Origin of the sequence: Pseudocitrobacter sp. 73, assembly GCF_008369545.1 — a bacterium.
Classification (GTDB): domain Bacteria; phylum Pseudomonadota; class Gammaproteobacteria; order Enterobacterales; family Enterobacteriaceae; genus Pseudocitrobacter; species Pseudocitrobacter vendiensis.
Genome location: NZ_VTZO01000016.1, coordinates 61734 through 82177 on the forward strand (window position 1 = coordinate 61734; position 20444 = coordinate 82177).

Sequence of the window (20444 nt, forward strand, 5' to 3'; positions counted from 1 at the left end):
CTCCAGAGTCAAGAACCATTTTACAGATAGAGTGCGCGGACGATCAAAAAGTGTCCGGCGAAGTAGCAGGCCGACGAAATGGCGTTATCGGCGCGGAAGCGATAGCGATAGTGGCTGACCAGCCAGACGATATTCCCCAGCAACAGTAGTGCAGCGCCCACGAAGCCCGAAAGCGCCGGGCTGGTAGGACGCAGGAACCACAGTTCACCCGCCAGCCAGACCATGACCAGCGTCATGGCGATAAAGGTGGCGACCGGGATACGCAGCTCTTCCAGTTTGCTCCAGATAACCGCCAGCAGCAGTGCGCCAATCACTAACAGCACCAGCGGCAGTGGCCAGAAAATGCTGAGCGTCATTTGGCTGGCAAACCAAATGGTGTACAGCAGATGCGACAGGAAGAATGCGCCAATGGCATAAAGCAGGCGCTGGCGCGGCAGTAGCGTTAGCGCATCGCCAACCAGAGAGGCACATAGACCTGCAACCACCAGATAGCCAATCGTCTCAAACATCGGCGCTTGCCAGGCGAGGAACAGAAGAAGAATGAGCGTAACCGGTTTAAATACCCAGCGCTGCCAGACCGGGCCACGGTAGGATGCATCGACATAAAGCCATGCGGATAAGCAGACAGCAATAAACGACCAAAGCATATTAAGTCCCTGTTATCATTAATTAGGTATTACACGCGTAGTCTTGGTCTTCAGTGTAGTGTTCATGAGCGCCTAATGACAATCGCCTTCCATGCCGTATCGCCCGAATTCCGTAAATTCCTATGAGATGTGATGATGAGTAAGATGCCGTTATTTTTTGTCGTCGTGGTCGCAATTATCGTGATTGCCGCATCGTTTCGCTATGTGCAGCAGCGGCGGGAAAAGCAGGAAAACGAGGCTGCACCGCTGATGCAAAAGCGCGTCACGGTCAGTAACAAGCGGGAAAAAGTGCTTAACGATCGCCGCTCGCGCCAGCAAACGGAAATCCCGGCGGGCAGTTCAATGCGCTACGACGTGAGCTTTAAGCCTGAGCAGGGCGGGCTGGAGATGCATTTTCGCCTCGACGGTGCGCAGTATCATGCGCTGACGGTGGGCGATAAAGGGGTGCTGAGTTATAAAGGTTCGCGGTTTGTGACGTTTGAGGCAGAGAGTTTGGGGCAGTGATGTCGGGTGGCGCTACGCTTACCCGACCTACGGTTTGCACTCATTTGTAGGCCGGATAAGCGCAGCGCCATCCGGCAAAAAAACGCACATTACTTTTTCTTCGGCGTGATTTTTTTCTGCCACACCAGCAGTTCAAAAACGCCAAACAGGAAGATTCGCACCTTCTCTGCTTTGGTCATCTGCGGGCCATCTTTCGGAATGGTGGACTGCAATAACGCCAGTTGCATACCGTGCATCAGCACCATAAACACCAGCGCGACGTTAACAAAAATATTCAGCGGACGCGGGAAGGGCTGGAAAAGATTGAGCAGCAAAAACGCCCACACGCACAGCATCAGTAACCGACCGAAATTAATCAGCATCCTTTTCTCCTTGTGCTTCACGATGGTACAGGCGGTATGCGACCTGACCGGCGACTTTTTCACGGTGTAGTTCCCAGCTTACCGGCACCGCTGGCAGGCCATTTTCCACTTCGCTTTCAACATAGATAAGCGCATCGTCCGCCAGCCAGCCGTTGTTCTCCAGCAGGGCGAGCGTTTCAGCGAGCAGCCCTTTACGGAACGGCGGATCGACAAAAACGATATCATGCGGCGTGCCTGGCTGGTTGAGGAATGAGAGCGTATTCGTATTCACGACTTTGCCCTGATTCGCCTTCAGCGTGGCGAGATTTTTCTGCAACTGCTGGGCGACCTGTTTGTCCATCTCCAGCAGTGTTGCGCCCGCCGCATAGCGCGAGAGCGCTTCCAGCCCGAGCGCGCCGCTTCCGGCGAAGCAGTCCAGACACTGGGCATCGACCATTGACGGCGCCAGCCAGTTAAACAGGGTTTCACGCACGCGATCGGTGGTAGGACGCAGGCCGGGGCTGTCCGGAACCGGTAATTTTCGGCCACGCCACTGGCCGCCGATAATCCGGATCTGGCCGCTGCCCGCAGAGGTTGGTTTCTTCATTTTATTGCTCAGGTCGCTCTTTTGGCCTGCTATTCTAACGATCTGCTTACTTCGGCGAAACCTTAATCCGCAGGCGGTGATGCGCGCCGCGTTAAGTGGTAGACTAACCGACTAATTTCATCATTATTTTAGCTTTCGCCCCTGTTATGGCGAAACAGCGCCATAAATAAACCGCGAGGAGTTAAGTCGCAAATGGCAAAAGAGAAGAAACGTGGCTTTTTTTCCTGGCTGGGCTTTGGGCAAAAAGAACAGCAGCAGGACGTTGAATCTGAACAAAAAATCGAAGAACAGGCGGCGGTAGACGCGCAGCCTGCGCAGGACGATGCAGCGATTGTTGACGCGCCTGTTGAGCACACTCAGCAGGAGAGCGAAGCGTTCGCCGCCGAGGTGGTTGAGGTTACCGAAGAGGTTGTGGAACGCGAAAAGCCGCAGCCCGTTGAAACGGTTGAGCCTGAAGTCGCGCCAGAAGCGGTGATTGAGCATGAAGAGCTGCCGCTGCCGGAAGAGATTGCGCAAGACATTGCTGAGCCGGAAGTTCAGCCGGAAGAGGTTATCGTTGAAGAGGTGATTGAGCCTGTTCAGGAGGCCGAACCGATTATTGAAGAGGTTGCAGTTGCTGAGCCGGTAGTTGAGGAACCCTCCGCTGAAGAACCTGTCGTGGAAACTCCGGCTGTTGAAGAACCGGTTGTTGTCGAGCCTGTTGCCGAAGAATCCCTCGTCGAAGACGAGCCGGTAATTAGCGATGAAGAGCTCGACACACAGGCGCTGGCCGCGGCAGATGCCGCAGAAAACGCTATCGACGACGAAGCCGTTGAAGAGCAGCAGGAACAGCCTGAGCAACAGGAACAAGAAAAACCGACCAAAGAAGGTTTCTTCGCGCGACTGAAGCGCAGCCTTCTGAAAACAAAAGAAAATCTCGGTTCCGGATTTATCAGCCTGTTCCGTGGCAAGAAAATCGACGATGATCTTTTTGAAGAGCTGGAAGAACAGTTGCTGATTGCTGACGTCGGCGTGGATACCACCCGTAAAATCATCAGCAGCCTGACCGAAAGCGCCAGCCGCAAACAGCTTCGTGATGCCGAAGCCCTGTACGGCCTGCTGAAAGATGAAATGGGCGATATTCTCGCAAAAGTGGATGAACCGCTTAATATTGAAGGCAAAACCCCGTTCGTCATTCTGATGGTTGGCGTCAACGGCGTGGGTAAAACCACCACCATCGGTAAGCTGGCGCGTCAGTTCGAGCAGCAGGGCAAATCGGTGATGCTGGCGGCGGGCGATACCTTCCGCGCAGCAGCGGTGGAACAGCTTCAGGTGTGGGGCCAGCGTAACAATATTCCGGTGGTCGCGCAGCATACGGGCGCGGACTCCGCATCAGTGATTTTCGATGCTATTCAGGCGGCGAAGGCGCGTAACGTCGATGTACTTATCGCCGATACCGCAGGGCGTTTGCAGAACAAATCGCACCTGATGGAAGAACTGAAGAAAATTGTCCGTGTCATGAAAAAGCTCGACGTTGAGGCTCCGCATGAAGTGATGCTGACGATTGACGCCAGCACCGGTCAGAACGCGATCAGCCAGGCCAAATTGTTCCATGAAGCCGTTGGCCTGACGGGGATTACGCTCACCAAACTGGACGGTACGGCGAAGGGTGGGGTTATCTTCTCTGTGGCTGACCAATTCGGTATTCCTATTCGTTATATCGGCGTCGGCGAACGTATCGAGGACTTGCGTCCGTTTAAAGCGGGCGATTTTATTGAGGCACTTTTTGCCCGAGAGGACTAACAATGATTCGCTTTGAACACGTCAGCAAAGCCTATCTCGGCGGGAGACAAGCGTTGCAGGGAGTGACCTTCCACATGCAACCAGGCGAGATGGCATTCCTGACCGGCCATTCCGGCGCAGGGAAAAGTACCCTGCTGAAGCTTATCTGTGGAATTGAACGGCCCAGCGCCGGGAAAATCTACTTCAGCGGGCATGATATCAGCCGCCTGAAAAACCGCGAGGTGCCGTTCCTGCGTCGCCAGATCGGCATGATTTTCCAGGATCACCATCTGCTGATGGACCGCACCGTGTTTGATAACGTGGCGATCCCGCTGATTATTGCCGGAGCAAGCTATGATGATATCCGCCGCCGCGTCTCGGCGGCACTGGATAAAGTCGGGCTGCTCGACAAAGCGAAAAACTTCCCGATTCAACTTTCTGGCGGTGAGCAGCAGCGCGTGGGTATTGCCCGTGCGGTGGTGAACAAGCCTGCCGTTCTGCTGGCGGATGAACCAACGGGTAACCTCGATAACGCGTTGTCGGAAGGCATTTTGCGCCTGTTCGAAGAGTTTAACCGCGTTGGCGTAACGGTATTGATGGCGACCCACGACCTGGGCCTCATCTCCAGCCGCGCTTACCGCATGCTGACGCTGAGCGACGGCCATTTGCATGGAGGCCATACGGGTGAATAAACGCGAAGCAATGAATCACATCCGCCAGTTCGGCGGCAGGCTGGATCGTATTCGCCAATCGGTGGGTAAAGGCGGCGGTGGGCGTAACGCGCCAAAACGCCCGAAAGCCGCACCGAAACCGGCTAATCGCAAGACCAATGTGTTCAATGAGCAGGTGCGTTATGCCTGGCAGGGCGCATTACAGGACCTGAAAAGTAAACCGTTCGCCACGTTCCTGACGGTGATGGTGATCGCCATCTCCCTGACTCTGCCCAGCGTGTGCTACATGGTCTACAAGAACGTGAACACGGCGGCATCTCAGTATTATCCGTCGCCGCAGATTACGGTCTATCTGCAAAAAACGCTGGATGACGATGCGGCAGCGCGCGTGGTCGCGCAGTTGCAGGCGGAGCAGGGCGTCGAGAAGGTAAACTACCTCTCCCGTGATGAAGCGTTGGGTGAATTCCGCAACTGGTCCGGCTTCGGCGGGGCGCTGGATATGCTGGAAGAGAACCCGTTGCCTGCGGTGGCGGTGGTGATTCCGAAACTTGATTTCCAGGGCACTGACTCGCTCAATACCCTGCGTGACCGTGTGGCGCAGGTCGATGGCGTGGACGAAGTGCGTATGGACGATAGCTGGTTTGCACGTCTGGCGTCGCTGACCGGGCTGGTGGGCCGCGTATCCGCTATGATCGGCGTGCTGATGGTGGCGGCGGTATTCCTCGTCATCGGAAACAGCGTGCGCCTGAGCATCTTTGCCCGTCGCGATACCATCAACGTACAGAAATTGATTGGCGCAACGGATGGTTTCATCCTGCGTCCGTTCCTTTATGGTGGCGCGCTGCTCGGTTTTTCCGGCGCATTTCTTTCACTGATTCTGTCAGAAATTTTGGTGATGCGGCTCTCTTCTGCAGTGACAGAAGTGGCGCGTGTTTTCGGAACTCAGTTTGAACTCAGTGGCTTATCGTTCGATGAATGCCTGTTACTGCTGCTGGTTTGCTCGATGATCGGCTGGATTGCGGCATGGCTTGCCACCGCACAACATTTACGTCGATTTACTCCCGAGTAATAAAGTTCTGTTATACTCTTCCCCTGCTACGAGTTCCCGTTAGCAGGGGATACGTTCCACTCTTACCCTTCCCCTGCCCTCGCTTATCGAGTGTCACATTTTGTGCGTAATCTATTCACAGTGTTGCATTGAACTTGTGGATAAAATCACTGTCTGATAAAAGAGTGAATGATAATCTCGTTGCTCAAAAGCTCTGGCACGGTTGTTGCTCAACGGCCAGACGATATTGATTGAGAGGATTGAATGACCAAAGAAATGCAAAATTTAGCTTTAGCCCCTGTTGGTAACCTGGAGTCTTACATCCGGGCTGCGAACGCATGGCCGATGTTGACGGCTGATGAAGAGCGGGCGCTCGCTGAAAAGCTGCATTACCAGGGCGATCTGGAAGCAGCTAAAACGCTGATCCTGTCTCACCTGCGCTTTGTTGTTCATATCGCTCGTAACTACTCGGGCTATGGCCTGCCGCAGGCGGACTTGATTCAGGAAGGTAATATCGGCCTGATGAAAGCCGTTCGTCGCTTCAACCCTGAAGTGGGCGTGCGTCTGGTCTCTTTCGCCGTACACTGGATCAAAGCGGAAATTCACGAATACGTGCTGCGTAACTGGCGTATCGTGAAAGTCGCAACGACCAAAGCACAGCGTAAGCTGTTCTTTAACCTGCGTAAAACCAAGCAGCGTCTGGGCTGGTTCAACCAGGATGAAGTCGAGATGGTCGCGCGCGAACTGGGCGTATCCAGCAAAGATGTCCGTGAAATGGAATCCCGTATGGCGGCACAAGACATGACCTTTGACATGTCTTCCGACGACGAGTCCGACAGCCAGCCAATGGCGCCGGTGCTTTATCTGCAGGATAAAACGTCTAACTTTGCCGACGGCATCGAAGACGATAACTGGGAAGAGCAGGCAGCCAACAAACTGACTGACGCGATGATGGGTCTGGACGAACGTAGCCAGGACATTATCCGCGCGCGCTGGCTGGACGAAGACAACAAGTCGACGTTGCAGGAACTGGCCGATCGTTACGGCGTTTCCGCTGAACGTGTACGTCAGCTGGAAAAGAACGCGATGAAAAAACTGCGCGCCGCGATTGAAGCGTAACCGCACAACGCGTTAAGCAGTACCCGATAACCCCTGGATGCGAGTCCGGGGGTTTTTGTTTTTATATCGTGCACATTCTTAGGCAGGGCGGATAAGCGAAGCGCCATCCGGCAATCGCTATCGGCACTAAGAATGTCATAAATCTGTTACATCCCTTCCAAATTTCTCGTTTCAAAATCCGAAAAATGGGGTATGTTTTTAGCAGACTATGCTGCTATGACACCGCATGCATCGGTTCTTACTACTATCATATGCTTATCTTATAGATAAAAGCAGAATAACGTGTCACACAACAACATCACAACAAATACAATCACCATAACAATGGGGAACCTCAGGATGAACATGAAGGGTAAAGCGTTACTGGCAGGATGTATTGCGCTGGCGTTCAGTAACATGGCTTTCGCAGAGAATATTAAAGTCGCGGTCGTGGGCGCGATGTCTGGCCCGGTTGCGCAGTATGGCGACCAGGAGTTTACCGGTGCTGAGCAGGCGGTTGCGGATATCAACGCCAAAGGCGGCATCAAAGGTAATAAGCTGCAAATCGTAAAATATGATGATGCCTGTGACCCGAAACAGGCGGTCGCGGTGGCGAACAAAGTGGTTAACGATGGCATCAAATATGTTATCGGCCACCTTTGCTCTTCTTCCACTCAGCCCGCTTCTGATATCTACGAAGATGAAGGCATTCTGATGATCACCCCGGCGGCGACCGCTCCGGAGCTGACCGCCCGCGGTTATCACTTGTTGCTGCGTACCACCGGCCTGGACTCAGACCAGGGCCCAACCGCGGCAAAATACATTCTCGATAAAGTGAAGCCGCAGCGTATCGCTATCGTGCACGATAAGCAGCAGTACGGTGAAGGCCTGGCGCGTGCCGTTCAGGACAACCTGAAGAAAGGCAACGCCAACGTGGTCTTCTTTGACGGCATCACCGCAGGCGAGAAAGACTTCTCGACCCTGGTCGCGCGTCTGAAGAAAGAGAACATCGATTTCGTCTACTTCGGCGGCTATCACCCTGAGATGGGGCAGATCCTGCGTCAGTCTCGCGCGGCAGGTCTGAAAACCCAGTTTATGGGGCCGGAAGGCGTGGCGAACGTTTCACTGTCTAACATCGCGGGCGATTCTGCGGAAGGTCTGTTAGTGACCAAGCCGAAGAACTATGACCAGGTTCCGGCGAACAAACCGATTGTGGATGCGATTAAGGCGAAGAAACAGGACCCGAGCGGCGCGTTCGTATGGACCACCTATGCTGCGCTGCAATCACTGCAGGCGGGCCTGAATCAGTCTGAAGACCCGGCGGAAATCGCCAAATACCTGAAAGCGAACTCCGTAGAAACCGTAATGGGGCCGCTGTCATGGGATGAGAAGGGTGACCTGAAAGGCTTCGAGTTCGGTGTGTTTGACTGGCATGCTAACGGTACGGCGACTGACGCCAAATAAGGTTATTCCTTGAATAATGGGCCTCGGTTTATGACCGGGGCTTTTTTATGCCTGCTTTTAATACAACTATTGCCAACATTGTTAACTGGTGTATAGTTATTTGTACGGTGATTTTCCGTACAAATTGAAGTTGAACATTAAGAGGCTGTTATGTCAGCACTAAAAAAACAGCGAATCGATCTCCGGTTAAGTGATGATGATAAAAGCATGATTGAGGAAGCCGCGGCGATCACCAATCAGTCCGTGACTCAGTTCATGCTGAACAGCGCCTCGGAAAGGGCGGCGGCTGTCATCGAAGAGCATCGACGCATTGTCTTAAACGAAGACTCCTGGAAGAGCGTGATGGATGCACTTGATACGCCTCCGGAGCCGAACGAAAAACTGAAACGCGCGGCGAGACGTCTTTTAGACATGGAGTAGAGCGTGCAAGATCTGATTATTGAGATTCTCCAGGATGACGTGGAGTATGACTGGCGTCAGTTTGATTGCGGCGAGGCGTCGTTGAATCTCTTTCTAAAAGAGCATCTGCACCGCCAGCATGATGGCAAAGTCTTGCGTGGTTATGTGCTCAGAAGGGGTAATGAGGTGCTAGGGTACTACACCTTATCTGGCAGCTGTTTTGAGCGCATGGCACTGCCTTCGAAATCAGGGCAAAAGAAAATGCCTTATCGCAATATACCCAGCGTTACGTTGGGTCGACTGGCGGTGGACAAATCGCTTCAGGGAGAAGGATGGGGTTCGCTGCTGGTGACACATGCCATGAAAGTGGTGTATCAGGCCTCACAGGCCGTGGGGATTTATGGCCTGTTTGTAGAAGCGTTGAATGATAAAGCCCATGCTTTTTATCTTTCACTGGGCTTTATCCCGCTGGTTCGGGAAAATCGTCGGGCGCTGTTTTATCCTACCCAATCAATCGAGAAACTGTTTACCGCTTCTCCCACCCATCCGCCTGTGCCGTAAAGCCCAGCGCCTGCATAAACGCCGCCATTACGCCGCGGTCTTCCACGCCGATATCCGCCATCCACCAGCTGGATGCTTGCGCGTTATCCGCCAGCGTTTCTTCCAGCAGATATTGCCCCACGCCGCGACGGCGGGTGATTTCGCGTACGCGCAGTGAGTCGAGCGTCGCCTGAGTACCTTCAAGTGTGACGCGCACGGCGCCGAGCAGACGCTCGTTAAAGCGCGCTGCATAAATACGATGGTTGTCATCAAGGGCGAGCGTGTCGATGTCGTACTCCGGCCATATTTTTGCCAGATCGAGACGATCCTGTTCGCTGAAGTGCTGTAAGCGGATGATGGTCAGTTTCATTCGAAAAAATCCTGCCAAAACGGGTAACTGAGTGTACCTAATTTTCCTTTCAGGGCGATTCTGTTTTTTATCCATTCATTAGCTGATTAATTTTTTTAGACAGGTAAAGGCAGTTTTATTCAATATGGATTGAAAAACAGGCAGTGTTTTACCCTGAAAAGTAGTGATTTATTCCGCCTTATGTACCGTTATTTTATGCTGAATTCTGGACTTTTTTTGTTTATCTCGGCAGAAATACAGAATATTATCTCTGCTTAATAGACTGAAAAATAGAGATTTTAGTCTGGTTATGGCCAAAAAACTGCGCTAAACCATTAAAGAGACTGGTAAAAATAGCGTTGTTTAAAAAAAGAACAAAGTGCGTTTTAACCATAAAACTACAAAATAAATAAATCACGTCACGAGTGGGGATCCATAAAAATGAGACCGAATGCGAAAACAGCGATCGCAGGATTGATCGCACTGGCGATGTCGCAAGTTGCGATGGCAGAGGATATTAAAGTGGCCGTTGTCGGCGCGATGTCTGGCCCGGTCGCCCAGTGGGGTGACATGGAGTTCAACGGCGCGCGTCAGGCGATTAAAGACATCAACGCCAAAGGCGGTATTAAAGGCAATAAACTGGTTGGCGTGGAGTATGACGACGCGTGCGACCCGAAACAGGCCGTTGCCGTGGCTAACAAAATCGTCAATGACGGCATTCAGTACGTTATCGGTCACCTTTGCTCCTCCTCCACGCAGCCGGCTTCCGACATCTATGAAGATGAAGGCATTCTGATGATCACGCCGGGCGCAACCAACACGGAACTGACGCAGCGTGGCTATCAGCACATCATGCGCACCGCCGGTCTCGACTCCTCTCAGGGTCCGACCGCCGCGAAATATATTCTGGAGAAGGTGAAACCGCAGCGTATCGCTATCATCCACGACAAACAGCAATACGGTGAAGGCCTGGCGCGTTCCGTGCAGGATGGTCTGAAAGCGGGTAAAGCCAATATCGTCTTCTTCGACGGTATTACTGCGGGTGAGAAAGATTTCTCGGCGCTGATCGCACGTCTGAAAAAAGAGAATATCGATTTCGTTTACTTCGGCGGCTACTACCCGGAAATGGGGCAAATGCTGCGCCAGGCGCGTTCCGTCGGCCTGAAAACCCAGTTTATGGGGCCGGAAGGCGTGGGCAACGCATCACTCTCTAACATCGCGGGCGATGCCGGGGAAGGCATGCTGGTCACGATGCCGAAACGCTATGACCAGGAACCGGCCAACAAAGCGATTGTGGATGCACTGAAGGCGCAGAAGAAAGATCCGAGCGGCCCGTATGTGTGGATCACCTACGCGGCGGTGCAGTCTCTGGCAACCGCGATGGAGCGTACCGGCAGCGATGAGCCGCTGGCGCTGGTAAAAGATTTGAAAGCAAACGGTGCGAACACCGTGATTGGGCCGCTGAAATGGGATGAAAAAGGCGATCTGAAGGGATTTGAATTTGGTGTCTTCCAGTGGCACGCCGACGGCTCATCAACCCCGGCGAAGTAACTGTCATCCCACCCTCCGGGCGCAACACCCGGAGGGGTTGAAAAAGGTCATTCTATGTCAGAGCAGTTTCTCTATTTCATGCAGCAGATGTTTAACGGCGTTACGCTGGGAAGCACCTATGCATTGATCGCCATCGGTTACACCATGGTTTACGGCATTATCGGCATGATTAACTTCGCCCACGGCGAGGTGTATATGATCGGCAGCTATGTCTCCTTTATGATCATCGCTGCCCTGATGATGATGGGTATTGATACCAGCTGGCTGCTGGTTGCTGCCGGGTTTATCGGTGCGATTATTATCGCCAGCGCCTACGGCTGGAGTATTGAACGTGTCGCCTATCGGCCTGTGCGTAACTCCAAGCGCCTGATCGCGCTCATCTCTGCCATCGGGATGTCCATCTTCCTGCAAAACTACGTTAGCCTGACAGAAGGCTCGCGTGACGTCGCGCTGCCAAGCCTGTTTAACGGTCAGTGGACGATTGGCAGCAGCGAAAACTTCTCGGCCAGCATCACTACCATGCAGCTGGTTATCTGGATCGTGACCTTTATTTCCATGCTGGCGCTGACGCTGTTTATCCGCTATTCCCGCATGGGCCGCGCCTGTCGTGCCTGTTCGGAAGACCTGAAAATGGCGAGCCTGCTGGGTATCAACACTGACCGCGTGATTGCACTCACCTTCGTGATTGGTGCGGCGATGGCGGCGGTGGCGGGCGTGCTGCTCGGCCAGTTCTACGGCGTGATTAACCCGTATATCGGCTTTATGGCCGGGATGAAAGCTTTCACCGCGGCAGTGCTGGGCGGGATCGGCAGTATTCCTGGCGCGATGATTGGCGGCCTGATCCTCGGTATCGCCGAGGCGCTCTCTTCTGCTTATTTGAGTACTGAATATAAAGATGTGGTGTCATTTGCCCTGCTGATTCTGGTGCTGCTGGTGATGCCGACCGGTATTCTGGGTCGTCCGGAGGTAGAGAAAGTATGAAACCGATGCATTTTGCAATGGCGCTGCTCTCTGCCGTCATGTTCTTTATTCTGGCGGGCGTCTTTATGGGCGTTCAGTTACAGTTGGATGGCACCAAACTGGTGGTGGGCTCAGCGGCGGATATTCGCTGGCAGTGGGTATATATCGGCACGGCAGTGGTTTTCTTCTTCCAGTTGCTGCGCCCTGTCTTCCAGAGCACCCTGAAAAACGTCTCCGGGCCGAAGTTTGTTCTGCCGGCGATTGACGGCTCCACCGTTAAACAGAAGCTGTTCCTCGTGGCGCTGCTGGTGATTGCCGTGGCATGGCCGTTTATGGTTTCGCGCGGTACGGTGGATATCGCCACCCTGACCATGATTTATATCATCCTCGGCCTCGGTCTGAACGTGGTTGTTGGCCTTTCTGGCCTGCTGGTGCTGGGCTACGGCGGTTTTTACGCCATTGGTGCGTACACCTTTGCGCTGCTGAATCACTATTACGGCCTTGGTTTCTGGACCTGTTTACCGCTGGCGGGGCTGGTTTCTGCGGCGGCGGGCTTCCTGCTCGGCTTCCCGGTGCTGCGTTTGCGTGGTGATTATCTGGCGATTGTCACCTTAGGCTTTGGGGAAATCGTTCGCATTCTGCTGCTCAACAATACTGAAATTACCGGCGGCCCGAACGGGATCAGCCAGATCCCTAAACCGACCTTCTTCGGCCTGGAGTTCAGCCGTTCCGCGCGTGAAGGCGGCTGGGATACTTTTAGCAACTTCTTCGGCGTGAAGTATGATCCGTCCGACCGCGTTATCTGGCTCTATCTGGTGGCGCTGCTGCTGGTGGTGTTCTCGCTGTTCGTGATTAACCGCCTGCTGCGTATGCCGCTGGGCCGTGCGTGGGAAGCGCTGCGTGAAGATGAAATCGCCTGCCGCTCCCTGGGCCTGAGCCCGACGCGTATCAAGCTGACGGCCTTTACCATCAGCGCTGCGTTCGCTGGTTTTGCCGGTACGTTGTTTGCCGCGCGTCAGGGCTTTGTCAGCCCGGAATCGTTCACCTTCGCCGAATCTGCGTTTGTGCTGGCGATTGTGGTACTGGGTGGGATGGGCTCGCAGTTTGCCGTTATTCTTGCGGCCATCCTGCTGGTGGTATCGCGTGAACTGATGCGTGACTTTAACGAATACAGCATGTTAATGCTGGGTGGTTTGATGGTGCTGATGATGATCTGGCGTCCGCAGGGCTTGCTGCCAATGACCCGTGTGCAGATGAAGTTGAAAAACGGGAAAGCGAAAGGAGAGCAGGCATGAGTCAGCCATTATTATCCGTTAGCGGTCTGATGATGCGTTTTGGCGGCCTGCTGGCGGTCAATAACGTCAATCTGGAGCTGCGCCCGCAGGAGATTGTCTCCCTGATTGGCCCGAACGGCGCGGGGAAAACCACGGTCTTCAACTGCCTGACCGGTTTCTACAAGCCGACGGGCGGCACCATCATGCTGCGCGACCAGCACCTGGAAGGGTTGCCGGGGCAGCAAATCGCCCGCATGGGCGTGGTGCGTACCTTCCAGCACGTGCGCCTGTTCCGTGAAATGACGGTGATTGAAAACCTGCTGGTGGCGCAGCATCAGCAACTGAAAACCGGCGTTTTCTCCGGCCTGCTGAAAACCCCGTCATTCCGTCGCGCCCAGAGCGAAGCGCTCGATCGCGCCGCGACCTGGCTTGAGCGTATTGGGCTGCTGGAACATGCTAACCGTCAGGCCAGTAACCTGGCGTACGGTGACCAGCGTCGTCTGGAGATTGCCCGCTGCATGGTCACGCAGCCGGAAATTCTGATGCTCGATGAGCCTGCTGCGGGCCTCAACCCGAAGGAAACCAAAGAGCTGGACGAACTGATTGCCGAACTGCGTAACGCACACAACACCACCATTTTGCTGATTGAGCATGACATGAAGCTGGTGATGGGCATTTCGGACCGCATCTACGTGGTGAATCAGGGCACGCCGCTGGCGAACGGTACGCCGGAGCAAATTCGTAACAACCCGGACGTCATCCGTGCGTATTTAGGTGAGGCATAAAATGGAAAAAGTCATGTTGTCTTTTGACAAGGTCAATGCCCACTACGGCAAGATCCAGGCGCTGCATGAGGTGAGTCTGCATATCAACCAGGGCGAAATCGTCACCCTGATTGGCGCCAACGGCGCGGGGAAAACCACGCTGCTGGGAACATTATGTGGTGACCCGCGCGCCACCAGCGGGCGCATCGTCTTTGATGATAAAGACATTACCGACTGGCAGACGGCGAAAATCATGCGCGAAGCGGTGGCGATTGTCCCGGAAGGGCGTCGCGTCTTCTCGCGCATGACGGTGGAAGAGAACCTGGCGATGGGCGGCTTCTTTGCCGAACGCGATCAGTTCCAGGAGCGTATTAAGTGGGTATATGAACTCTTCCCGCGTCTGCACGAGCGCCGAATCCAGCGTGCGGGTACGATGTCCGGCGGTGAGCAACAGATGCTGGCGATTGGTCGCGCGCTGATGAGCAACCCGCGCCTGCTGCTGCTGGATGAGCCGTCGCTCGGCCTGGCACCAATCATCATTCAGCAGATATTCGACACCATCGAACAACTGCGCGAGCAGGGGATGACCATCTTCCTCGTCGAACAGAACGCCAACCAGGCGCTGAAACTCGCTGACCGCGGCTACGTGCTCGAAAACGGTCACGTGGTGCTCGAAGATACCGGCGATGCGCTGCTGGCGAACGAAGCAGTGAGAAGCGCGTATTTGGGCGGGTAACGCACATGCCCGGTGGCGCTGCGCTTACCGGGCCTACAATTTCAATACTCATCAGGCCGGGTAAGGCGACGTCGCCACCCGGCTTTATTGTGCCTGAATCGTACCTATACGTGCCCCACCTCCCATTTTCCTGTCACCGCAGCGTCATCGTCTTGCCATCCCTCTGACGCCTGACTATCTTTTTTTTGTAATAAAAACGTTATTTTTCTGTAATTCGAGCATGTCATGTTACCCCCGCGAGCATAAAACGCGTGAAATCGCGCATTCGAAACAACAAGAGAGATAATCAATGAAACTGTTACGACATACAGCCTCAGGATTGGCGCTCAGCCTGGTATTTGTTGGCCAGGCACTGGCAGTGACTAACATTCCGTTCTGGCATTCGATGGAAGGGGAGTTGGGTAAAGAAGTTGATTCTCTGGCGCAGCGTTTTAATGCCGCCAACCCGGATTACAAAATTGTACCCATCTATAAGGGTAACTACGAACAGAACCTGAGCGCGGGTATCGCCGCGTTCCGTACCGGGAATGCCCCGGCGATTTTGCAGGTGTATGAAGTGGGTACCGCCACGATGATGGCGTCGAAAGCCATCAAGCCGGTGTATGAAGTGTTTAAAGACGCCGGGATTAACTTCGATGAGTCGCAGTTTGTGCCGACGGTATCCGGTTACTACTCTGACGCGAAAACCGGGCATCTCCTTTCTCAGCCGTTTAACAGCTCAACGCCTGTTCTCTACTACAACAAAGACGCCTTCAAAAAAGCGGGTCTGGACCCGGAACAGCCGCCGAAAACCTGGCAGGACTTAGCGGCCTATACCGAAAAACTGAAAGCGGCGGGAATGAAGTGCGGTTACGCCAGCGGCTGGCAGGGGTGGATCCAACTGGAAAACTTCAGCGCCTGGAATGGCCTGCCGTTTGCCAGCAAAAACAACGGTTTTGACGGCACGGATGCGGTGCTGGAATTCAACAAACCGGAACAGGTGAAACACATCGCGCTGTTGCAGGAGATGAACAAGAAGGGCGATTTCAGCTACGTGGGCCGTAAAGATGAATCGACCGAGAAGTTCTATAACGGCGATTGCGCGATTACTACCGCCTCTTCCGGCTCGCTGGCGAATATCCGTCAGTACGCCAAATTTAACTACGGCGTGGGCATGATGCCGTACGATGCGAACGCCAAAGGCGCGCCGCAGAACGCCATTATCGGCGGGGCAAGCCTGTGGGTGATGCAGGGCAAAGATAAAGAAACCTACACCGGCGTGGCGAAGTTCCTCGAATTCCTGGCGAAGCCGGAAAATGCCGCCGAATGGCATCAGAAAACCGGTTATCTGCCAATCACCACCGCGGCGTATGACCTGACCCGCGAACAGGGCTACTACGACAAGAACCCGGGCGCGGATACCGCGACGCGTCAGATGTTGAACAAGCCGCTGCTGCCGTTCACTAAAGGGCTGCGTCTGGGCAACATGCCGCAAATTCGCGTCATTGTCGATGAAGAGCTGGAAAGCGTGTGGACCGGGAAGAAAACTCCACAGCAGGCGCTGGATTCTGCCGTCGAGCGCGGGAATCAGATGCTGCGCCGCTTCGAGAAATCGACGAAGTCTTAATCAGTACTTTCCCCCTCACCCTAACCCTCTCCCCAGGGGAGAGGGGACAGATCGGCGCGTTTTTTCACCCTCTCCCTCAGGGAGAGGGCCGGGGTGAGGGGCAAATTCAACCAAGAGTCCAACTATGTCATCTTCCCGTCCGGTGTTCCGCTCGCGCTGGCTGCCTTATTTGCTGGTTGCCCCGCAGTTGGTTATCACCATTATTTTCTTTATCTGGCCTGCGGGCGAAGCGCTGTGGTACTCGCTGCAAAGCGTCGATCCGTTTGGTTTTTCCAGCCAGTTTGTCGGCCTGGATAACTTCGTCACCCTGTTCCAGGACAGCTACTATCTCGATGCTTTCTGGACGACGATCAAATTCAGCACCATGGTGACCGTCAGCGGCCTGGTGATTTCGCTTATTTTTGCCGCGCTGGTGGAATACATCGTGCGCGGCAGTCGGTTGTATCAAACGCTGATGCTGCTGCCTTACGCCGTCGCGCCCGCCGTCGCCGCCGTATTGTGGATTTTCCTCTTCAACCCAGGACGCGGGTTGATCACCCATTTCCTCGCCGAATTTGGCTACGACTGGAACCACGCGCAAAACAGCGGCCAGGCGATGTTCCTCGTGGTGTTCGCCTCGGTGTGGAAGCAAATCAGCTACAACTTCCTGTTCTTCTACGCTGCGCTGCAATCCATTCCGCGTTCGCTGATTGAGGCGGCGGCGATTGATGGTGCGGGCCCGATTCGCCGCTTCTTCAAACTCGCTCTGCCGCTGATTGCGCCGGTGAGTTTTTTCCTGCTGGTGGTGAACCTGGTCTACGCCTTCTTCGACACCTTCCCGGTGATTGATGCCGCGACGGCGGGCGGGCCGGTACAGGCGACGACCACGCTGATTTATAAAATTTACCGCGAAGGTTTTACCGGGCTGGATCTCTCGGCCTCGGCTGCGCAGTCGGTGGTGCTGATGTTCCTCGTCATCGTGCTGACGGTGGTGCAGTTCCGCTATGTGGAAAGTAAGGTGCGTTACCAATGATTGAGAACCGTCCGGGGCTGACGATATTCAGCCATACGATGTTGATTATGGGAATTGCGGTCATTCTCTTCCCGCTGTATGTCGCCTTTGTGGCGGCGACGCTGGATGATCAGGCGGTATTTGCCACGCCAATGACGCTGATACCAGGGACGCATCTGCTGGAAAATATGCACCACATCTGGGTGAACGGTGTTGGCGTGAACAGCGCACCGTTCTGGCGAATGATGCTGAACAGTTTTGTGATGGCCTTCAGTATAACGGTGGGCAAAATCACCGTCTCGATGCTCTCTGCGTTTGCGATTGTCTGGTTTCGCTTTCCGCTGCGTAACCTCTTTTTCTGGATGATTTTTATCACGCTGATGCTGCCGGTTGAAGTGCGTATCTTCCCGACGGTAGAGGTCATTGCCAACCTGAAGATGCTGGATAGCTACGCCGGGCTAACGCTGCCGTTAATGGCCTCGGCAACCGCGACATTCCTGTTTCGTCAGTTCTTTATGACGCTCCCGGACGAACTGGTGGAAGCCGCGCGTATTGATGGCGCATCGCCGATGCGTTTCTTCCGCGACATTGTCTTCCCGCTGTCGAAAACCAATCTGGCGGCGCTTTTCGTGATCACCTTTATCTACGGCTGGAACCAGTATCTGTGGCCGCTGCTGATCATCACTGATGTGGATCTCGGCACCACCGTTGCGGGTATCAAAGGCATGATCGCCACCGGCGAAGGCACAACCCAATGGAACCAGGTGATGGCAGCAATGTTATTAACGCTTATACCACCCGTGGTGATTGTTTTAGTGATGCAGCGTGCCTTTGTACGCGGTTTAGTGGACAGTGAGAAATAAGATGGCAGGACTGAAATTACAGGCAATAACCAAAAGCTGGGATGGCAAAACCCAGGTCATTAAACCGCTGACGCTGGACGTGGCCGATGGCGAATTTATCGTAATGGTTGGGCCGTCCGGCTGCGGGAAATCTACGCTGCTGCGCATGGTCGCCGGGCTTGAACGGGCGACCAGTGGCGATATCTGGATTGACGGCAAGCGTGTGACCGAAATGGAGCCGAAAGATCGCGGCATTGCGATGGTGTTCCAGAACTACGCTCTCTACCCGCATATGAGCGTAGAAGAGAACATGGCGTGGGGGTTGAAAATTCGCGGCATGGGTAAACAGCAGATTGCTGAGCGGGTGAAAGAGGCCGCGCGTATTCTGGAGCTGGACGGCCTGCTCAAGCGTCGCCCGCGCGAGCTTTCTGGCGGTCAGCGTCAGCGCGTGGCGATGGGCCGCGCAATTGTGCGCGACCCAGCGGTGTTCCTGTTCGATGAGCCACTCTCGAATCTGGATGCCAAGCTGCGTGTGCAGATGCGCCTTGAGCTGCAACAACTGCATCGCCGCCTGAAAACCACTTCGCTGTACGTGACCCACGATCAGGTTGAGGCGATGACCCTCGCCCAGCGGGTGATGGTGATGAACGGCGGCGTTGCCGAACAGATTGGTACGCCGGTTGAAGTGTACGAAAAACCCGCCAGCCTGTTTGTGGCGAGCTTTATCGGTAGCCCGGCGATGAACCTGCTGGCCGGGCGTATCAACAACGAAGGCACGCACTTTGAACTGGAAGAGGGCCTGACGATACCGTTGAAGGGTGAGGCTCGCCAGCACGCCGGGCGTAAAATGACGCTCGGTATCCGCCCGGAGCATATTGCGTTAAGCTCGCAGGCGGAAGGCGGCATACCGTTGGTGATGGACACGCTGGAGATGCTCGGTGCGGATAACCTCGCACATGGTCGCTGGGGCGCGCAAAAGCTGGTGGTGCGTCTGTCTCATCAGGAACGCCCGACGGCGGGCAGCACGCTGTGGCTGCATGTGCCGGATAATCATTTGCATCTTTTTGATGGCGAAACAGGACAAAGAATATGAGTAACTGGCCTTATCCCCACGTTGCGGCCCATCGTGGCGGCGGCAGACTGGCCCCGGAAAACACGCTGGCGGCGATTGATGTGGGGGCGCGATACGGTCACACCATGATTGAGTTCGACGTAAAATTGTCGAAAGACGGCGAAATTTTCCTGCTGCACGACGATAACCTCGAACGCACCAGCAACGGCTGGGGCGTAGCGGGTGAACTGAACTGGCACGATTTACTGCGCGTGGATGCGGGTGGCTGGTTTAGCGGTGAATTCAAAGGTGAACCGCTACCGCTGCTCTCGCAGGTGGCGGAACGTTGTCGTGAATACGGGATGATGGCGAACATCGAAATCAAACCGACCACCGGAACCGGGCCACTTACAGGGAAAATCGTGGCGCTGGCGGCGCGTGAACTGTGGGCGGATATGACGCCGCCACTGCTCTCATCGTTTGAAATTGATGCGCTGGAAGCGGCACAGGAGGTTGCACCGGAATTGCCGCGCGGCTTACTGCTTGATGAATGGCGTGATGACTGGCGTGAACTGACCACGCGGCTGGGCTGCGTATCGATTCACCTCAACCATAAACTGCTGGATGAAGCGCGCGTGGATGCCCTGCGTGAGGCGGGTCTGAAGATTCTGGTGTACACGGTGAACAGGCCCCAGCGCGCATCACAACTGCTACGCTGGGGCGTGAACTGCATCTGTACTGATGCCATTGATATTATCGGCCCGGATTTCCAGCCTTAGGGCAAATTCGTTTTCACCGGCAGATTCGGATTGTTATTCAGCATGTCGCCGTTTTGCCGCTGCGGCAGCATATGTTGCTGATTATTCAGCATTGAATCGCTATTGCGTGATGCCCCGCCCTGGTTCAGCATCCCGCCGTTAGTATTGGGGAGCATTTGCTGACCGGCGGGGTTTCGCTCCCCCGGCTGGGCCTGCTGGATACGCTGCCTGTCATTATTCATCTGCGTTTGTAATTGCTGCTGCTGGACGCGTGTCTGCGTCTGTAACTGCTGATTCAGCATCCCTTTCTGCTGCACCTGCTGCGATTTCATTTGGGTCTGTAACCGCTGCTGGCTCGGAATTTTGTAATCCGGCAGATTGGGGTTGTTGGTGGTATTAAGCGGCTGCGCTAAAGCGGCAAACGGAAGCAGTGCCGCCAGAATCAATAATCGTTTCATTGTCTCTCCTCCCTTCTGAGGGAT

General features: G+C 54.6%; 23 protein-coding genes. 18 read left to right on the forward strand and 5 right to left on the reverse strand.

Annotated elements, in window-relative coordinates; all coding sequences use genetic code 11:
* Positions 1–20: 20 nt before the first annotated feature.
* Entirely contained in the window at positions 21–647 is a 627-nt protein-coding gene (locus tag F0Q32_RS17600) for a lysoplasmalogenase (protein WP_149464097.1), read from the reverse strand.
* Between the two features lie 135 nt (positions 648–782).
* Here F0Q32_RS17600 and F0Q32_RS17605 point away from each other — a divergent pair, with 135 nt between their 5' ends.
* Positions 783–1151: a DUF2500 domain-containing protein gene (locus tag F0Q32_RS17605; protein ID WP_149464189.1), complete on the forward strand. Its 369-nt coding sequence runs from the start codon at positions 783–785 to the stop codon at positions 1149–1151.
* 89 nt (positions 1152–1240) lie between these two features.
* Here the strand turns inward: F0Q32_RS17605 and F0Q32_RS17610 are convergent, their stop codons facing one another.
* Both F0Q32_RS17610 and rsmD read right to left on the reverse strand, forming a co-directional pair.
* Positions 1241–1513 (reverse strand): DUF1145 family protein, encoded by a 273-nt coding sequence (locus tag F0Q32_RS17610; RefSeq protein ID WP_149464098.1) that lies wholly within the window; start codon positions 1511–1513, stop codon positions 1241–1243.
* A complete protein-coding gene (rsmD, locus tag F0Q32_RS17615; protein ID WP_149464099.1) occupies positions 1503–2099 on the reverse strand; it encodes a 16S rRNA (guanine(966)-N(2))-methyltransferase in 597 nt (198 codons plus the stop codon). Before rsmD ends, F0Q32_RS17610 begins: the two co-directional genes overlap by 11 nt.
* A 192-nt stretch (positions 2100–2291) precedes the next feature.
* Here rsmD and ftsY point away from each other — a divergent pair, with 192 nt between their 5' ends.
* The 7 genes from ftsY (at position 2292) to F0Q32_RS17650 (ending at position 9101) form a co-directional block, all read left to right on the forward strand.
* Positions 2292–3881 carry a signal recognition particle-docking protein FtsY gene (gene ftsY / locus F0Q32_RS17620; RefSeq protein WP_149464100.1) on the forward strand — a complete coding sequence of 530 codons (1590 nt, stop codon included), beginning with the start codon at positions 2292–2294 and terminating at the stop codon, positions 3879–3881.
* A gap of 2 nt (positions 3882–3883) precedes the next feature.
* Positions 3884–4552, forward strand: a complete 669-nt coding sequence (gene ftsE, locus F0Q32_RS17625) for a cell division ATP-binding protein FtsE (protein ID WP_015962623.1) — start codon at positions 3884–3886, stop codon at positions 4550–4552.
* Positions 4545–5600, forward strand: coding sequence for a permease-like cell division protein FtsX (gene ftsX / locus F0Q32_RS17630; protein ID WP_149464101.1), 1056 nt, complete (start codon positions 4545–4547; stop codon positions 5598–5600). The genes ftsE and ftsX overlap by 8 nt, the downstream gene beginning before the upstream one ends.
* Positions 5601–5843: 243 nt before the next feature.
* A complete protein-coding gene (gene rpoH / locus F0Q32_RS17635; RefSeq protein WP_015962625.1) occupies positions 5844–6698 on the forward strand; it encodes an RNA polymerase sigma factor RpoH in 855 nt (284 codons plus the stop codon).
* A gap of 339 nt (positions 6699–7037) precedes the next feature.
* A complete protein-coding gene (gene livJ / locus F0Q32_RS17640; protein WP_149464102.1) occupies positions 7038–8141 on the forward strand; it encodes a branched chain amino acid ABC transporter substrate-binding protein LivJ in 1104 nt (367 codons plus the stop codon).
* Positions 8142–8291: 150 nt separating this feature from the next.
* On the forward strand, positions 8292–8561 hold the full coding sequence (locus F0Q32_RS17645; protein WP_149464103.1) for a DUF1778 domain-containing protein: 270 nt from the start codon (positions 8292–8294) through the stop codon (positions 8559–8561).
* 3 nt (positions 8562–8564) lie between these two features.
* On the forward strand, positions 8565–9101 hold the full coding sequence (locus tag F0Q32_RS17650; protein WP_149464104.1) for a GNAT family N-acetyltransferase: 537 nt from the start codon (positions 8565–8567) through the stop codon (positions 9099–9101).
* Here F0Q32_RS17650 and panM read toward each other — a convergent pair.
* Positions 9067–9450 (reverse strand): aspartate 1-decarboxylase autocleavage activator PanM, encoded by a 384-nt coding sequence (gene panM, locus F0Q32_RS17655; protein ID WP_149464105.1) that lies wholly within the window; start codon positions 9448–9450, stop codon positions 9067–9069. The genes F0Q32_RS17650 and panM overlap by 35 nt on opposite strands.
* Positions 9451–9870: 420 nt before the next feature.
* Between panM and livK the strand changes: the two genes are divergently transcribed.
* The 10 genes from livK (at position 9871) to ugpQ (ending at position 19983) form a co-directional block, all read left to right on the forward strand.
* Entirely contained in the window at positions 9871–10980 is a 1110-nt protein-coding gene (livK, locus tag F0Q32_RS17660) for a high-affinity branched-chain amino acid ABC transporter substrate-binding protein LivK (protein ID WP_149464106.1), read from the forward strand.
* Positions 10981–11034: 54 nt separating this feature from the next.
* On the forward strand, positions 11035–11961 hold the full coding sequence (gene livH, locus F0Q32_RS17665) for a high-affinity branched-chain amino acid ABC transporter permease LivH (protein ID WP_149464107.1): 927 nt from the start codon (positions 11035–11037) through the stop codon (positions 11959–11961).
* Complete coding sequence (locus F0Q32_RS17670; RefSeq protein ID WP_149464108.1) at positions 11958–13235, forward strand: high-affinity branched-chain amino acid ABC transporter permease LivM; 1278 nt, start codon at positions 11958–11960, stop codon at positions 13233–13235. The genes livH and F0Q32_RS17670 overlap by 4 nt, the downstream gene beginning before the upstream one ends.
* Positions 13232–13999 carry a high-affinity branched-chain amino acid ABC transporter ATP-binding protein LivG gene (livG, locus tag F0Q32_RS17675; protein ID WP_149464109.1) on the forward strand — a complete coding sequence of 256 codons (768 nt, stop codon included), beginning with the start codon at positions 13232–13234 and terminating at the stop codon, positions 13997–13999. Before F0Q32_RS17670 ends, livG begins: the two co-directional genes overlap by 4 nt.
* A gap of 1 nt (position 14000) precedes the next feature.
* Positions 14001–14714 carry a high-affinity branched-chain amino acid ABC transporter ATP-binding protein LivF gene (livF, locus tag F0Q32_RS17680; RefSeq protein ID WP_015962635.1) on the forward strand — a complete coding sequence of 238 codons (714 nt, stop codon included), beginning with the start codon at positions 14001–14003 and terminating at the stop codon, positions 14712–14714.
* Between the two features lie 289 nt (positions 14715–15003).
* Entirely contained in the window at positions 15004–16320 is a 1317-nt protein-coding gene (ugpB, locus tag F0Q32_RS17685; RefSeq protein WP_149464110.1) for a sn-glycerol-3-phosphate ABC transporter substrate-binding protein UgpB, read from the forward strand.
* 124 nt (positions 16321–16444) lie between these two features.
* Positions 16445–17332 (forward strand): sn-glycerol-3-phosphate ABC transporter permease UgpA, encoded by an 888-nt coding sequence (ugpA, locus tag F0Q32_RS17690; RefSeq protein WP_149464111.1) that lies wholly within the window; start codon positions 16445–16447, stop codon positions 17330–17332.
* Positions 17329–18174, forward strand: a complete 846-nt coding sequence (gene ugpE, locus F0Q32_RS17695; RefSeq protein WP_149464112.1) for a sn-glycerol-3-phosphate ABC transporter permease UgpE — start codon at positions 17329–17331, stop codon at positions 18172–18174. The genes ugpA and ugpE overlap by 4 nt, the downstream gene beginning before the upstream one ends.
* A gap of 1 nt (position 18175) precedes the next feature.
* The gene (locus F0Q32_RS17700; RefSeq protein WP_149464113.1) at positions 18176–19246 is read left to right on the forward strand and encodes a sn-glycerol-3-phosphate import ATP-binding protein UgpC; all 1071 of its coding nucleotides are present in this window, start codon (positions 18176–18178) and stop codon (positions 19244–19246) included.
* The gene (gene ugpQ, locus F0Q32_RS17705) at positions 19243–19983 is read left to right on the forward strand and encodes a glycerophosphodiester phosphodiesterase (RefSeq protein WP_149464114.1); all 741 of its coding nucleotides are present in this window, start codon (positions 19243–19245) and stop codon (positions 19981–19983) included. Before F0Q32_RS17700 ends, ugpQ begins: the two co-directional genes overlap by 4 nt.
* Here ugpQ and F0Q32_RS17710 read toward each other — a convergent pair.
* Entirely contained in the window at positions 19980–20420 is a 441-nt protein-coding gene (locus F0Q32_RS17710; protein ID WP_149464115.1) for a DUF2756 family protein, read from the reverse strand. The two genes, ugpQ and F0Q32_RS17710, sit on opposite strands and share 4 nt — an antisense overlap.
* Between the last annotated feature and the right edge of the window lie 24 nt (positions 20421–20444).